A 12622-nucleotide genomic window follows, 5' to 3' on the forward strand; every position below is an offset into this window, starting at 1 on the left:
GATAAGCAAGGGGATGAAGTGCCGGGCCGCTCCGCTCGCGCGGTGCGGGGTCAGGGCAGCAGGCGCTGCTCCTTGGCGACCGCAACGGCGCCGGAGCGGGTGTCGACGCCGAGTTTGTCGTAGATACGGCCCAGGTGGGTCTTCACGGTGGCCTCGCTGATGAACAGGGCGCGGGCGATGTCGCGATTGCCCAGGCCCCGGGCGAGCTGGCCGAGGATGTCCAGCTCCCGGGCGGTGAGGGAAGGGCGCGGGCTGCGCATCCGGGCCATGACCCGCCCGGCGACCGGCGGCGACAGCGCGGTGCGGCCCTGCGCGGCGGAGTGGATGGCCGCGAACAGTTCCTCGGGCCGCTCGGCCTTGAGCAGATAACCGGTGGCGCCCGCCTCGATGGCGCGGGTGATGTCGGCGTCGGTGTCGTAGGTGGTGAGGACGAGTACGTACGGGGCACCGTCCCGGAGAGCCGTGCTGCGGCGGGTGGCCTCGACTCCGTCGATGCCGGGCCCGAGCTGCAGGTCCATGAGGACCACGTCCGGTACGAGCTGCGCGGCCAGCGCCACCGCCTCCTCACCACTGCCGGCCTCGCCGACGACCTCGATGTCCGGCGCGCTGCCCAGCAGGGCGAGCAGTCCGGCCCGTACGACCGCGTGGTCGTCGCAGATCAGCAGCCGTACGGGACGGGGTGGGGTGCTCACGGGTGCTCCGAAGGGTTCGGTGGGACGGGACCGGGGCCAGGACCAGGACCGGCGCTCACCGGGCCCAGGGGGATCGAGGCGGAGAGCACGGTGCCCTCGCCCGGGGCCGACTCGACGGTCAGGGCACCACCGGCCTGGCGGAGCCGGGCGCGGATGGCGGGCAGGCCATCCGCGCAGGTCCGGGCGGCCGGGGGTGGTAACGGGGGCAGTAACGGGGGCGGTACCGATGTCGGGGACGAAGCCGCGGCCGTCGTCCGCGATGTCCAGGACGATCTGGTCGTCCAGGGAGGTCAGGGTGAGGGTGGCGGTCGTCGCGTGGGCGTGTTCGCGTACGTTGGCCAGGGCACCCTGGGCGATGCGCAGCAGTGTGGCCTCGATCCGGTCGGGCAGTGCGGCCGGTGTGCCCTCGATGTGGCAGCGCACGGTCAGCGTGTCCGTACTCTCCCGTACGGCGAGCGTGCGCAGCGCCTCGGTGAAGGAGCCGCCCTCGGCCAGGTCGGCCGGTGTGAGGTCGTGGACGAAGCGCCGTGCCTCGGCGAGGTTGCGCTCGGCCACCGCGGCGGCCGCGTGGACGTGGCCGCGGGCCCGGTCCGGTGCCGTGTGCCAGATCCGGTCGGCGGCCTGCAGGAGCATGCGCTGGCCGGACAGCCCCTGGGCGAGCGTGTCGTGGATCTCCATGGCGAGCCGCTCACGCTCGGTGAGCGTGCCTTCACGGCGTTCGGTGGCGGCGAGGTCGCGGCGCGTGCGGACGAGGTCGTCGATCAGGGCGCGCTGGCGCGCTGACTGCCGCTGCATGTGGAGGAAGACAGCGGTGGCGACCGCGGCCACGGCCCAGCAGGACAGCGCGCCCAGGCACATGGGGCGCACATCGCGGTGGAGGTACCTGCTCCACCGCGAGACCACCTACCGGAGCGCGGTGGCACGGGCCTGCACCCAGTTGGTCACCGCATGGCGTCCCGGTGCTGCCAGGGGCGGACCAGGGCGACCAGGCAGAGGGCCGCCGCGGCGAGGGATATGAGCATGATGAGGGCCATCGGGGCCGAGCTCCCTTCGCCGAAGGCGCCCACCAGGGGGGAGGCTGCCGCGCCGAAGAGGAACTGGAGGCCGCCGAGGAGGGCCGAGGCCGCACCGGGCGCTGCGCGGCCCAGGGTCTGGCCGAGGCTCATCGTCGCGGGGAAGGTCATGCCGACGCCGCCCAGGGTGAGGAACAGGCAGATCCAGGTGCCGGCCAGGGTGCCGCCGACCGTGGGCAGCAGCAGGACCTGCGCCAGTGCGCCCAGTACCGAGAGGCAGACTCCGGCGGTCAGCAGTGTGTTCAGGGGGATGTGGCGGCGTGCGAGCCTGCCGAAGACCGCCCCGGCGATGAGCATGGCGATCGCGTTGCACGCGAAGATCAGCGAGTAGACCGTGGCGGAGACGCCGTAGAGGTTCTCGAAGACGAAGCTCGATCCGCTGATGTAGGCGAAGAGGGCTGCCGCACTGAAGCCGAGGACGAGTACGTACCCCATGAAGGCACGGTTGCCCATCAGGGTGCCCATCGCGCGGAAGGTGCCGCCGATGCCGCCGCTGTGGCGGCGCTCGGGCGGCAGCGACTCCGGGACCTTGGCCAGCACCGAGAGCAGCAGTACCGCGCCGATGACGGCCAGGACGACGAAGACGGCGCGCCAGGTGGCGACCGAGAGGATGACGCCGCCGACGACGGGCGCCGCGACCGGTGCGACACCGAGGATCTGTGACAGCAGCGCGAAGTAGCGCGGGATGTCCGGACCGTGGAAGCGGTCGGTGATCACCGCGCGGGCCAGGACCATGCCCGCGGCTCCGCAGACGCCCTGAAGGAACCGGGCGGCGGTCAGCACCTCGACGTTCGGGGCGACGGCGCAGGCCAGGGACAGCACGGTGAAGCCGACGCCGCCCCAGATCAGCAGTCCGCGCCGGCCCAGGCCGTCGCTGACCGGCCCCACCAGCACCTGTCCGACGACGAGACCGGCCAGGAAGGTGGTCATGGTGAGCTGGACGGCGGAGCTGCTCGCGTGCAGGGATTCGCCCATGGAGGGGAAGCCCGGCACGTACATGTCCGTGGCGAGCGGGGCGATGCCGGTGAGCGCGCCGAGGACCGCGATCAGGGCGCCCGCACGCTTGCGCGGCTGCGTCGCGGCGGCGGCCGGGGCCGCGTCGGCGGTGCGCGGGGCCTCTTCGGCGGTACTGTGAGTATGAGGCGGAGATACCATTCGGGAAAGGTAACCAATAGTTCACTGGTTTACAAAGTTCACTGGTTGACAAAGCTCACCGGTTCACGAAGGAGCGTCCGTGCTGCCCCTCCCCCCGTCCGTCATCCGCGAGCAGTGGGCCGCCCACAACCCCGGTCTGGACACCTCGCCCATGGAGGTGGTGGCGCTGGCCAAACGCATCATCGCCCTGTTCGACCAGGCGGTCGAGCCGCTCTACGACGGCGCGCCGCTCACCGCGCCCGAGCTGGACGTGCTGGTCCCGCTGCGGTACGCGGACGAACCCGCCATCGCCCGCCGACTCGCCGAGAACATGGGCGTCTCCCGGGCCGGCATGAGCAAGGCACTGGCCAAGCTGGAGAAGCGCGGCTTCATCGAGCGCGCGCCCAACCCCGCCGACCGCCGGGCCGCACTCGTCACCGTCACCCCCGCCGGCAAGGAAGCCATCGACGCCCTCTTCCCGCGCCAGCTCGCCGTCGAGGCCGAACTCCTCGCCGAGCTGGGCGACGACCGGGCCCGGATCGTGGACGCGCTGGCCCGGCTCGCCGAGGTCATGGAGCGCCGGGTGGCCGAAGGCCCGCTCGCCGGCGTGGGCAGCACCCGCACCGCACCGCCCGCCTGACCCGCTCCGCTCCCCCGCCCCACTAGCCTCGGCCCCATGCGGTACGGCGTCGAGGCAGCGGAGCCAGGCGGGCGGCGGGTCGGGGTGGTGGCCTCGTTCGACTTCACCCGGCGGGCGGAGCTGTCGCGGTGGGTGCCGCCGGAGGTGACGTGCGCGCTGGCCTTCACCCGGCGGGTGGCGTACGAGGACAACTGGCAGCTGGTCTCCCGGCTCAGCCGGCCCGGGGTGCTCACGGAGCCGCTGGGGGAGTTGCGGCGGACGGCCGGCGGCTTGCCGGAGGCCGTGGCGTACCTCTGCACTGCGTGCAGTTTCGCCGATGGCGTGGACGGCGAGGCCGCGCTGCGGGAGGAGATGGCGGCACAGGGGGTGCGGCAGGCCCTGACGACCAGTGGCGCCGTCACCGCGGCCCTGCGGGCCGTCGGTGCCCGCCGGGTCGCGGTGGTCCATCCGTACCAGGCGCCCGTGGACCGGTACTTGGCCGGCTACCTGGAGGCGACCGGGTTCGAGGTGGCCGGCCGCACCGCACTGGGGCTGGATGCGGTCGACGACGTGTACGGCGTGCGCACCGGGCAGGTCGGGGACGCCGTCGCCGCAGGTGACCGGCCGGGAGCCGACGCGGTGTTCATCAGCTGCACCGCCCTGCCGACGTACGACGTCATCCCCGCTCTTGAGGACCGCCTCGGCAAGCCCGTCATCAGCGCCAACCAGGCCACGGTCTGGGCGCTGTTGCGCGCCGTCGGGTCGCGTGCGCGCGGCAGCGGACAGCGCCTCCTGGAGCATTGTTGAGAACTTTTGTTTTGTTCATTGACATATATCAACAGGAGTCGACAGACTCAGCGCGTTCAGCTGCCTCGTCACCCTCACGGCATACCGGAAGGCACACATGGCCATCTCACGACGCGTGGTTCTGGGCACAGCCGGCGCCTCCCTCGGCGGAGTCCTCGGTGCGCAACTGGCAGTGGGCTCCCCGGTGTCGGCTGCCGGGCGGGCGAAGCCCGCTGCGGATGCGGCACCGACCGCACGGCGGGCGAACGACCTCTGCCGCGGATGGCGGTTCGCCCTCGTCAACACCACGGGTGAGGACGCGCCCCGGCCCGCCGACGACGACCCGGCCTGGCGCGAGGTGGACGTGCCGCACGACTGGAGCATCGGCCTGGACCCCGTCAAGGACGACCGCACGACGGCGGGCAGCGGCTATCTCCCCGGCGGTCTCGGCTGGTACACCAAGACCTTCACACTGCCCGCGAAGACCGCGGGCAAGCGGATTTCCGTCGAGTTCGACGGCGTCTACATGGACGCGCAGGTGCACTTCAACGGGCAGCTGGTCGCCACCCACCCGTACGGCTACACCGGCTTCGCCGTGGACCTCACCGGCCTGGCGCACACCGACGGCCGGACCGGCAACACCCTGTCGGTCCGGGCCCGCAACCAGGTGCCCAGCAGTCGTTGGTACTCCGGCAGCGGCATCCACCGGGACGTACGGCTCGTGGTCACCGACCCCGTGCACATCGTCCGGCACGGGGTCACGGTCACCACGCCCGGACTGGCGCGGGCCGTCGCGGCCGGGCGGGCCGCGGTCCGCGTCGCGGTGACCGCCGTGAGCGAGGAGCACACGTCCGTACGGGCCCAGGTGACGGCGACGGTGCGGGACGCGGCCGGCCGGCAGGTCGCCTCGGAGTCCGCCTCCGTCACGCTGGGCGGTGACCCGTCGACGACGCCGCTGGACCTGCGCATCGACAAGCCCCGCCTCTGGTCGGTGCGGCGCCCGTACCTCTACACCGTCGACACCCGCGTCACCGTGCGCGGCCGGACCGTCGACGAGACGAGCACGCCCTTCGGCCTGCGGTGGGCCACCTTCGACCCCCGGCACGGCTTCTCGCTCAACGGCGAACGGATGAAGCTGCAGGGCGTCAACCTCCACCACGACCTCGGTGCGCTGGGTGCCGCCTTCCATCCCGACGCGGCCCGGCGGCAGCTGGAGATCATGCGGGAGATGGGCGTCAACGCCCTGCGGACCTCGCACAATCCGCCGGCTCCCCAGGTGGTCGAGCTCTGCGCGGAGTTGGGCATTCTGTTGCAGGTCGAGGCGTTCGACTGCTGGCGCACGCCGAAGAACCGGTACGACTACGGCCGGTTCTTCGACGAGCACAGCGAAGCCGACATCAAGGAGATGGTGCACGCGGCGAAGAACTCGCCCGCCGTGGTGATGTGGTCGATCGGCAACGAGATCCCGGACAGCACCAGCGAGGCCGGGGTGGCGATGGCGGAGCGGCTGATCGCGGCCGTGAAGTCGGTCGACACGACCCGGGCGGTGGTGATCGGCTCGGACAAGTACCGCAGTGTGCCGAAGGACGGTTCACCGCAGGACCGTATCCTCCGCATGCTCGACGGCGTGGGGCTCAACTACAACACCGCAGCCTCCGTCGACGCGCTGCACGAGAAGTACCCGGACACGTTCTTCTTCGAGTCCGAGAGCTCGTCGAGCACCTCGACCCGTGGGGTGTACGAGAGTCCCGGGCAGCTCAACACGGGCGAGAACTACACGCCCGGGCGGCGCGGCGCCTCGTCGTACGACAACAACCTGGAGTCGTGGACGATGAGCGGCGAGTACGCCCTGAAGAAGGACCGTGACCGGGAGTTCTTCGGCGGCCAGTTCCTCTGGACCGGCATCGACTACCTCGGTGAGCCGACACCGTACGACGACGTCTTCCCGGTGAAGTCCTCGTTCTTCGGCGCCGTCGACACCACCGGCTTCCCCAAGGACCAGTTCTCGCTCTTCCGCAGTCAGTGGAGCGAGACGCCGATGGTGCATCTGCTGCCCATGGACTGGACCGGGCACCGCGCCAAGGACGAGGTGACGGTGTGGGCTTACACCAACGCCGACAGCGTGGAGCTCTTCCTCAACGGCCGGTCGGTCGGGGTGCGCCGCTTCGACCGCAAGAAGACGGCGTACGGCCGGGAGTACCTGGAGACCACCGAGGCCACCGGGGACGACAAGACCGTCACCTCGGGCCCGTACCCGGGCAGTTACACCAGCCCCAACGGCAGCGCGGGCCGGCTCCACCTCACCTGGCAGGTGCCCTTCGAGCCGGGCAAGCTCGTGGCGGTGGCGCGGCGGAACGGACGCGAGGTCGCCCGCGACACACTGCGCACGGCAGGCGAGGCAGCGGCGGTGCGGCTGACCCCGGACCGGAAGGAAGTGGCCGGGGACGGCCTCGTCTTCGTCACCGCCGAGGTCACCGACTCCCGGGGCGTCGTCGTGCCCGACGCGGACCACGCCCTCACCTTCCAGGTGACCGGCGGGCATCTGGCCGGCGCCGACAACGGGCAGCAGGAGAGCGCCGAGAACTACCGCTCCCCCGTCCGGTCCGCCTTCCACGGCAAGGCCCTCGCGATCGTACGGCCGGCCGAGGGGGCCGGGGCGGTCACGGTCACGGCGCGGGCGAAGGGCCTGCACTCGGCATCGGCCCGGATCGCTGTCACGGGGCACGGGCAGGGCGTTTCTGCGAGTGCCGCGGCTCCCCCGGCGGCGACGGACACCGGCGTGCGCGAGGCCGCCTCCGGCGGACCGACAGCGGACGCGAGCTTCTCCGGCGCGCCGGACACCGTGCCGGCCGCGATGCTGGACGGCGACCCGGCCACCGGCTGGTCCAACCACTACCGCATGGCGGCGACGGGCCTGCTGCCCGCCGTCAGCGCGGCCCGCGCCGCCGACTGGGTGGCGGTCGCCTGGTCACGCCGGCGTGAGGTCTCCGGTCTCGACGTGTCGTTCACGACGGATGACGCCACGTACGCGCTCCCGGCCTCACTCACCGTCAGCTACTGGGAAGGCAGGGAGTACGTGCCGGCGGACCGGGTCCGCATCGACTGGGCGGAGGCCTCGGAGACCCCCACCCGGGTCACGTTCGACGCCGTCCGCACCACCCGGATCAGGCTCGACCTGGCGAGCCGCCACCCCGGCAAGGAGAACGGGTTCCTCCGTATCGTCGGTCTCAGCGCCGACGGGTCCTAGCCGGCCCCGGCCGCCGCCGGGGCGCCGCCTCCCGGTAGAGGTCCGCCAGCAGCGCGACGGCGGCGTGCGTCGCGGGGTGGGGGTCGTGACGCCGCCAGATGAGGTGGACCGTGACCGGCGGGGCGTGGCGCAGTGGGCGGAAGACGATGCCGTCGCGGCGGTACTGGCTCGCGGTGCTCTCGGGGGTGATCCCGATGCCGCGGCCCGCGGCGATCGCCGCGAGCCAGTCGTCGACGTCCCGGGTGTGTTCGATGACGGGCCGGCCGCCTTCCGGCCACAGCTCGGCGGTGGTGGTGCCGGTGCGCCGGTCGGCGAGCACGGTGCGGGTGGCGGCGTCGGCCAGCGGGACGGAGCGGCGCCCGGCCCACGGGTCGTCCGCCGCCAGCGCGCAGTACCGCCGTTCCTGGCCGACGGCGGCGGAGGCGAAGCGCTCGCCGTCGAACGGTCTGCGGACGACGGCGAGGTCGCACAGGCCCTCGGCCAGGCCGCCGGTGGCGGAGTTCGTGCGCACCAGGTGCAGCTCGACGTCGGGCCGGAGGGCTGCCCAGCGGCGCTGGTACGCGGCGGTGTGGCGGCCCATGGCCGACCAGGCGTGGCCGATGCGCAGCCGGGTGTGGCCGGTGGTCGCCTCGCGTATGAGGTTGTCGGCGTCGGAGAGCAGCTGCCGTGCGCGGGCCAGCACCTGGACGCCCGCGGTGGTGGGGGTGACGTTCCGGCTGGTGCGGTGGAGCAGCTGCACCCCGAGGACGCCTTCGAGCGCACCGAGCGTGCGGGATACGGCGGCCTGCGAGACCCCGAGCTCGATGGCGGCGTCGGTGAAGCTCCCGGCGTCGACGATGGCCACGAGGCACCGCAGATGACGCAGTTCCATATCCATGACTCCAGCGTATAGATACGTTCTCGCATGCATTTTGCGTATGCGGGCGAGCGGCGGATGCTGCCGTGCATGACGCGTGAGCACTGTGGAGGGGACTCTTTCCGGCCGGCCGCCGGGAAGCGGGCGGCTGTGACTCCCGGGTCGGGCCGGCCGGCGGGGACGGCGCTGATGGCCGGCAGCGGGCTGGCCAACCAGGTCGGTGCCGCGACCGCCGCGCTGGCGTTCCCCGTCATCGGGCCGGCGGGTGTGGTGGCGGTACGGCAGTGGGTGGCGGGTGCGGTGCTGCTGGTGGTGGGCCGGCCGAGGGTGCGGGCCTTCACCTGGCGGCAGTGGTGGCCGGTGCTCTGTCTGGCGGCGGCGTTCGCCACCATGAACCTGTCCCTCTACACCGCGATCGACCGGATCGGGCTGGGCCTGGCGGTGACGCTGGAGTTCTGCGGCCCGCTCGCGGTGGCGCTGGCCGCGTCCCGCCGGCTGACCGACGGACTGTGCGCGCTGGTCGCGGGGGCCGCCGTGGTGGCGCTGACCCGCCCCCAGCCGAGTACGGACTACGCGGGAATCGGGCTCGGCCTGCTCGCGGCCGCGTGCTGGGCCGCCTACATCCTCCTCAACCGGACGGTCGGCGCCCGTCTGCCGGGCACCGAGGGGTCGGCGGCGGCAGCCGGGATATCCGCCGTGCTGTACGTGCCGGTCGGGATCGCCGTACTGGCGCACCGGCCGCCCACGGTGAGCGCGGTGGCGTACGCGGCGGCGGCCGGCGTGCTGTCCTCGGCGGTGCCCATGCTGGCCGACCTGCTGTCGCTGCGCCGGGTCTCGGCCCGCTTCTTCGGCATCTTCATGAGCGTCAATCCGGTGCTGGCCGCGCTGGTGGGCTGGGTGATGCTGGGCCAGGCACTGCACTGGCTCGAATGGCTGGCGATCGGGGCGATCGTGACCGCGAACGGCGTCAGCGTGCTGACCTCTGCCGCGCGCCCGGCCCGGGCCGAGAAGAACCCCGTCGCGGAGGCCGTGACACACGCGGGCACCGGCCCCCTTACGCAGCGGAGCCGGTGACCGTGGTGGACATCTGGTGGCGCGGGTGTCAGGCCGAGCGCGAGCCGGCCGTCAGCGCGTCGTGGTCGAGGATCTCCTCTCCGTACAGGTCCTGCGCCCAGTTGGACTGGTAGATGGTGTCGAGGTAGCGCTCACCGAGGTCAGGGGCGATCGCCACCGCGGTCAGGTCACGGTCCTCGTGTCGGGCCAGCCATTCCGTCGCGCCGCTGACCACCGTGCCGGTGGAGCCGCCGAACAGGAAACCGCTGCGGGCCAGGCGGTGGCAGGCGCGGACGGTGTCCGCCTCCTCCACCTGGATCACCTCGTCCACGTAGGACTCGTCCAGCAGTGCCGGGCGGACGCTGGTGCCCAGGCCCGGGATCATCCGGCGGCCGGGCGGGCCGCCGAAGGTGACCGAGCCGACGCTGTCGACGGCCACCACCCGCACCCTGCGGCGCCACTCCCAGAAGTAGCGCGCGCAGCCCATCAGCGTGCCGGTGGTGCCGGCGCCGACGAACAGCACGTCCAGGTCGGGGAACTGGCGGGCGATGGCGGGTGCGGTGGTGCGGTAGTGCGCCTTCCAGTTGTCCGGGTTGGCGTGCTGGTTCAGCCACACGTACCGGTCGTCGGACGCGCACAGCTGCCGGACGTAGTCCAGCCGGGCACCCAGGTACCCGTTCTCGGGGTCCGGTTCGGTGACGATGTGCACCTCACTGCCCAGCGCCTCCATCATGCGCCGGGTGGAGAGGTTGCACCGCGGATCGGTCACGCACAGGAACCGGTAGCCCTTGCTCGCCGCGATCATGCTCAGCGCCACGCCCAGGTTCCCGGACGAGGACTCGATGATGACCGACCCGGGCAGCAGGACCCCCCTGCGCTCGGCGGCCGCGACCATCTCGGCGGCGGCCTTCAGCTTGATCGAACCGGCGAAGTTGAAGCCCTCGCACTTCAGGAACAGTGGCTGTCCGAACGACGAGCGCAGATCGACGTAGAGCTCTTCCTCATTGAACTCCAGGGGAACGGATATGACTGGCACGATGACCCCCTCATTTGATGACCCCCCATGTGCGGCCGCAGGTTCCGGCCGCTCATCCGTACCGGCGTAACTCGTGGAAGAAGCCGTCGATGACGTGCAGCTCCCCCGAGCGGACCACTTCGTCGTAGACGTACTTGCCGACCGCCAGGTCCAGGACCCCCAGTCCGAACGGCGAGAAGACCAGCGGGCGGCCCGCCGGTGGCCGCGCCTTCCCCGTCATCACCTCGGCCAGCGTGCCGTGCAGGAAGTTCCTGTTGCCGGAGAGCTGTTCGGCCAGGTGCGGTGAGGTGTCGGCCTTCAGGCAGTGTTCGACGTCGTCGACGATGTTGGACGAGGCGAGCACGATCTGCGGCGCGAGGTCGCGCAGCGAGACGTGCAGCACCAGTGGATGGTGTGCGAACCACGACACGTCGCTGACGTGCGGCCGGCCGGCGACGGTGGCGAAGATGACCAGGTCGCTCAGGCGGATCAGCTGCTCGGCGCTGTCGTGGATGGTGATCCGGCCGGTGGTGCCGGACTGTTCCAGATACGTACGGAAGCCCGCCGCGCTGTCGGCGGACACGTCGTGCACGCCGATCTCCTCGAACTCCCAGCCGGTGGCGGCCAGGAAGGTGTGGATGTAGCGGGCGATCAGGCCCGTGCCGAAGAACCCGACGCGTACCGGACGCGGCCGGCCGCGGCTGAGCCAGTCGGCCGCCGACGCCGCCGAGGCGGCCGTCCGGGTGGCGGAGATGATCGAGCTCTCCAGACAGGCGAAGGGATAGCCGGTGTCGTGGTCGTTGAGGATGAGGACCGCCGAGGCCCGCGGGATGCCGGCCGCCACGTTCTCGGGGAAGCTGGATATCCACTTCAGGCCGTCCACCCGCGCCGGGCCGCCCACCGAGGCCGGCAGGGCGATGATCCGGGAGGACGGGCGGTCCGGGAACCGCAGGAAGTACGACGGCGGGTTGACCGTTTCGCCGGCGTCGTGCAGCCGGTAGGTGGCCTCCACCAGGTCGACGATCTGCCGCTCGCGTCCCTGCAGGGCGCGCTGGACCTGGGAACCGGAGATCACCGAGAACGGCGGCACCCCCGAGGGGCCCTCTCCGGTGGAGCGGGCGGCGGCGGAGTCGGTGGTCGTCATCGAGCCGTCACCTCGACCGTGGGCGAGCAGTCGGCCAGCCGCACACCGTCGGCCATCGCCACCAGCACCTCACGCGGCCCCTCGAAGGGCTCCCTGCTGTGCGCGGTACGGACGTTGTCCACGAGCAGCAGATCGCCGGCCTGCCACGGCTCCCGGACGGTGTGCTCCTCGTAGATCGTGGTGAGCAGGTCCACGATGTCCTTCCCGATCGGCTCCCCGTTGCCGAAACGGGTGTTGAACGGCAGCCCGTCCGCGCCGTACTCGTCCACCATGAATTCGTGCACGTCCGGATCCATCGTCCATTCGTTCAGGAAGGCGATCTGGTTGAACCAGCAGCGCTTGCCGGTGACCGGGTGGTGCACCACGGCGCTGCGGCGCTGGCGGGTGCGGAGTCCGCCGTCCTTCTGCCACTCGAAGGCGATCGCGTTGGCCTGGCAGTACTCCTCGACCTCCTTGGGGTTCTCGGTACCGAAGGCCTCCGCCCAGGACGCGCCGATGTCCTCGTTGTAACTGCGGGTGAGCAGCCAGCCCTCCTTCTGGAACCGCTTGACCAGCTTCCGGGGCAGCGCGTCGAGCACGGTGGGCGCGTCGGCCACGGCGGTGGCCCCGCCCTCGGCGGGCGCGGTCAGGCAGGCGAACATCATCAGGCCAGGGAAGGTGAGGGTGTAACTCAGCTCGTGGTGCATGCACATCTGCTGGTTCGGCGGCCACTTGGTCGAGGAGTACACCCCGTCGGCGTAGGTCCGCCGCGGCGCGAAGGCCTCCTTCTCGCTCAGCAATTCATCGGCCAGCCGGTGGAAGACGGCTCCGGCCCCTGAGGCGTCCCGTAAGCCCAGGCCGCGGACGAGCAGCGAGCCGTGTTCGGCAACGGCGGCGCGCAGCGCATCGCGGTGCTCGGCCACCCAGCTCGTCGCGTCACCTGCGGTCTCGGCCCGCAGCATCGGGGGCCTGCCTGGCTGCCGCTCCACATCGAGCAGGGACGCCGGGAATGACGACATTTCTG

The 12622-nt window shown here is 71.8% G+C and carries 10 protein-coding genes and 1 pseudogene; 4 read left to right on the plus strand and 7 right to left on the minus strand.

Translation table 11 applies throughout. The features are described 5' to 3' along the window. Window positions 1-50 precede the first annotated feature (50 nt). The 3 genes and pseudogenes from AAC944_RS02195 to AAC944_RS02205 all read right to left on the minus strand — a co-directional run bounded on the left by AAC944_RS02195 (window position 51) and on the right by AAC944_RS02205 (window position 2920). Window positions 51-692 carry a response regulator gene (locus AAC944_RS02195; protein WP_030607366.1) on the minus strand — a complete coding sequence of 214 codons (642 nt, stop codon included), beginning with the start codon at window positions 690-692 and terminating at the stop codon, window positions 51-53. Next, window positions 689-1523, minus strand: a pseudogene (locus AAC944_RS02200) (sensor histidine kinase); the annotation flags it as partial. The gene AAC944_RS02195 and the pseudogene AAC944_RS02200, both read right to left, overlap by 4 nt. Before the next feature lie 110 nt (window positions 1524-1633). Beyond that, the gene (locus AAC944_RS02205) at window positions 1634-2920 is read right to left on the minus strand and encodes a multidrug effflux MFS transporter (RefSeq protein WP_030607363.1); all 1287 of its coding nucleotides are present in this window, start codon (window positions 2918-2920) and stop codon (window positions 1634-1636) included. Between the two features lie 79 nt (window positions 2921-2999). Here AAC944_RS02205 and AAC944_RS02210 point away from each other — a divergent pair, with 79 nt between their 5' ends. The 3 genes from AAC944_RS02210 to AAC944_RS02220 all read left to right on the plus strand — a co-directional run bounded on the left by AAC944_RS02210 (window position 3000) and on the right by AAC944_RS02220 (window position 7551). After that, window positions 3000-3539, plus strand: coding sequence for a MarR family winged helix-turn-helix transcriptional regulator (locus AAC944_RS02210; RefSeq protein ID WP_051871288.1), 540 nt, complete (start codon window positions 3000-3002; stop codon window positions 3537-3539). Between the two features lie 36 nt (window positions 3540-3575). Beyond that, complete coding sequence (locus AAC944_RS02215) at window positions 3576-4325, plus strand: maleate cis-trans isomerase family protein (RefSeq protein WP_051871287.1); 750 nt, start codon at window positions 3576-3578, stop codon at window positions 4323-4325. 97 nt (window positions 4326-4422) lie between these two features. Continuing rightward, on the plus strand, window positions 4423-7551 hold the full coding sequence (locus tag AAC944_RS02220; RefSeq protein WP_030607354.1) for a glycoside hydrolase family 2 TIM barrel-domain containing protein: 3129 nt from the start codon (window positions 4423-4425) through the stop codon (window positions 7549-7551). Here AAC944_RS02220 and AAC944_RS02225 read toward each other — a convergent pair. Next, complete coding sequence (locus AAC944_RS02225) at window positions 7532-8428, minus strand: LysR family transcriptional regulator (protein WP_037771050.1); 897 nt, start codon at window positions 8426-8428, stop codon at window positions 7532-7534. The two genes, AAC944_RS02220 and AAC944_RS02225, sit on opposite strands and share 20 nt — an antisense overlap. Before the next feature lie 57 nt (window positions 8429-8485). On the opposite strand from AAC944_RS02225, the gene AAC944_RS02230 reads away from it, so the two are divergent. After that, the gene (locus tag AAC944_RS02230; RefSeq protein WP_078888232.1) at window positions 8486-9481 is read left to right on the plus strand and encodes an EamA family transporter; all 996 of its coding nucleotides are present in this window, start codon (window positions 8486-8488) and stop codon (window positions 9479-9481) included. A gap of 28 nt (window positions 9482-9509) precedes the next feature. On the opposite strand, the gene sbnA is transcribed toward AAC944_RS02230, so the two are convergent. The 3 genes from sbnA to AAC944_RS02245 are packed head-to-tail and all read right to left on the minus strand — an operon-like array spanning window position 9510 to window position 12617. After that, entirely contained in the window at window positions 9510-10496 is a 987-nt protein-coding gene (gene sbnA / locus AAC944_RS02235; protein WP_030607346.1) for a 2,3-diaminopropionate biosynthesis protein SbnA, read from the minus strand. A 52-nt stretch (window positions 10497-10548) separates the two neighbouring features. Then, window positions 10549-11619, minus strand: coding sequence for a 2,3-diaminopropionate biosynthesis protein SbnB (sbnB, locus tag AAC944_RS02240; protein WP_030607343.1), 1071 nt, complete (start codon window positions 11617-11619; stop codon window positions 10549-10551). After that, window positions 11616-12617 (minus strand): TauD/TfdA family dioxygenase, encoded by a 1002-nt coding sequence (locus tag AAC944_RS02245; RefSeq protein ID WP_030607340.1) that lies wholly within the window; start codon window positions 12615-12617, stop codon window positions 11616-11618. Before AAC944_RS02245 ends, sbnB begins: the two co-directional genes overlap by 4 nt. Window positions 12618-12622 lie beyond the last annotated feature (5 nt).

The sequence above is a fragment of the Streptomyces sclerotialus genome, assembly GCF_040907265.1.
GTDB lineage: Bacteria > Actinomycetota > Actinomycetes > Streptomycetales > Streptomycetaceae > Streptomyces > Streptomyces sclerotialus.

Coding starts and splice junctions, on each gene's coding strand:
- AAC944_RS02245 (WP_030607340.1), bottom strand. CDS start 12,617: ATGTCGTCATTCCCGGCGTCCCTGCTCGATGTGGAGCGGCAGCCAGGC.
- AAC944_RS02225 (WP_037771050.1), bottom strand. CDS start 8,428: ATGGATATGGAACTGCGTCATCTGCGGTGCCTCGTGGCCATCGTCGAC.
- AAC944_RS02230 (WP_078888232.1), top strand. CDS start 8,486: ATGCTGCCGTGCATGACGCGTGAGCACTGTGGAGGGGACTCTTTCCGG.
- AAC944_RS02220 (WP_030607354.1), top strand. CDS start 4,423: ATGGCCATCTCACGACGCGTGGTTCTGGGCACAGCCGGCGCCTCCCTC.
- AAC944_RS02205 (WP_030607363.1), bottom strand. CDS start 2,920: ATGGTATCTCCGCCTCATACTCACAGTACCGCCGAAGAGGCCCCGCGC.
- sbnB (WP_030607343.1), bottom strand. CDS start 11,619: ATGACGACCACCGACTCCGCCGCCGCCCGCTCCACCGGAGAGGGCCCC.
- AAC944_RS02215 (WP_051871287.1), top strand. CDS start 3,576: ATGCGGTACGGCGTCGAGGCAGCGGAGCCAGGCGGGCGGCGGGTCGGG.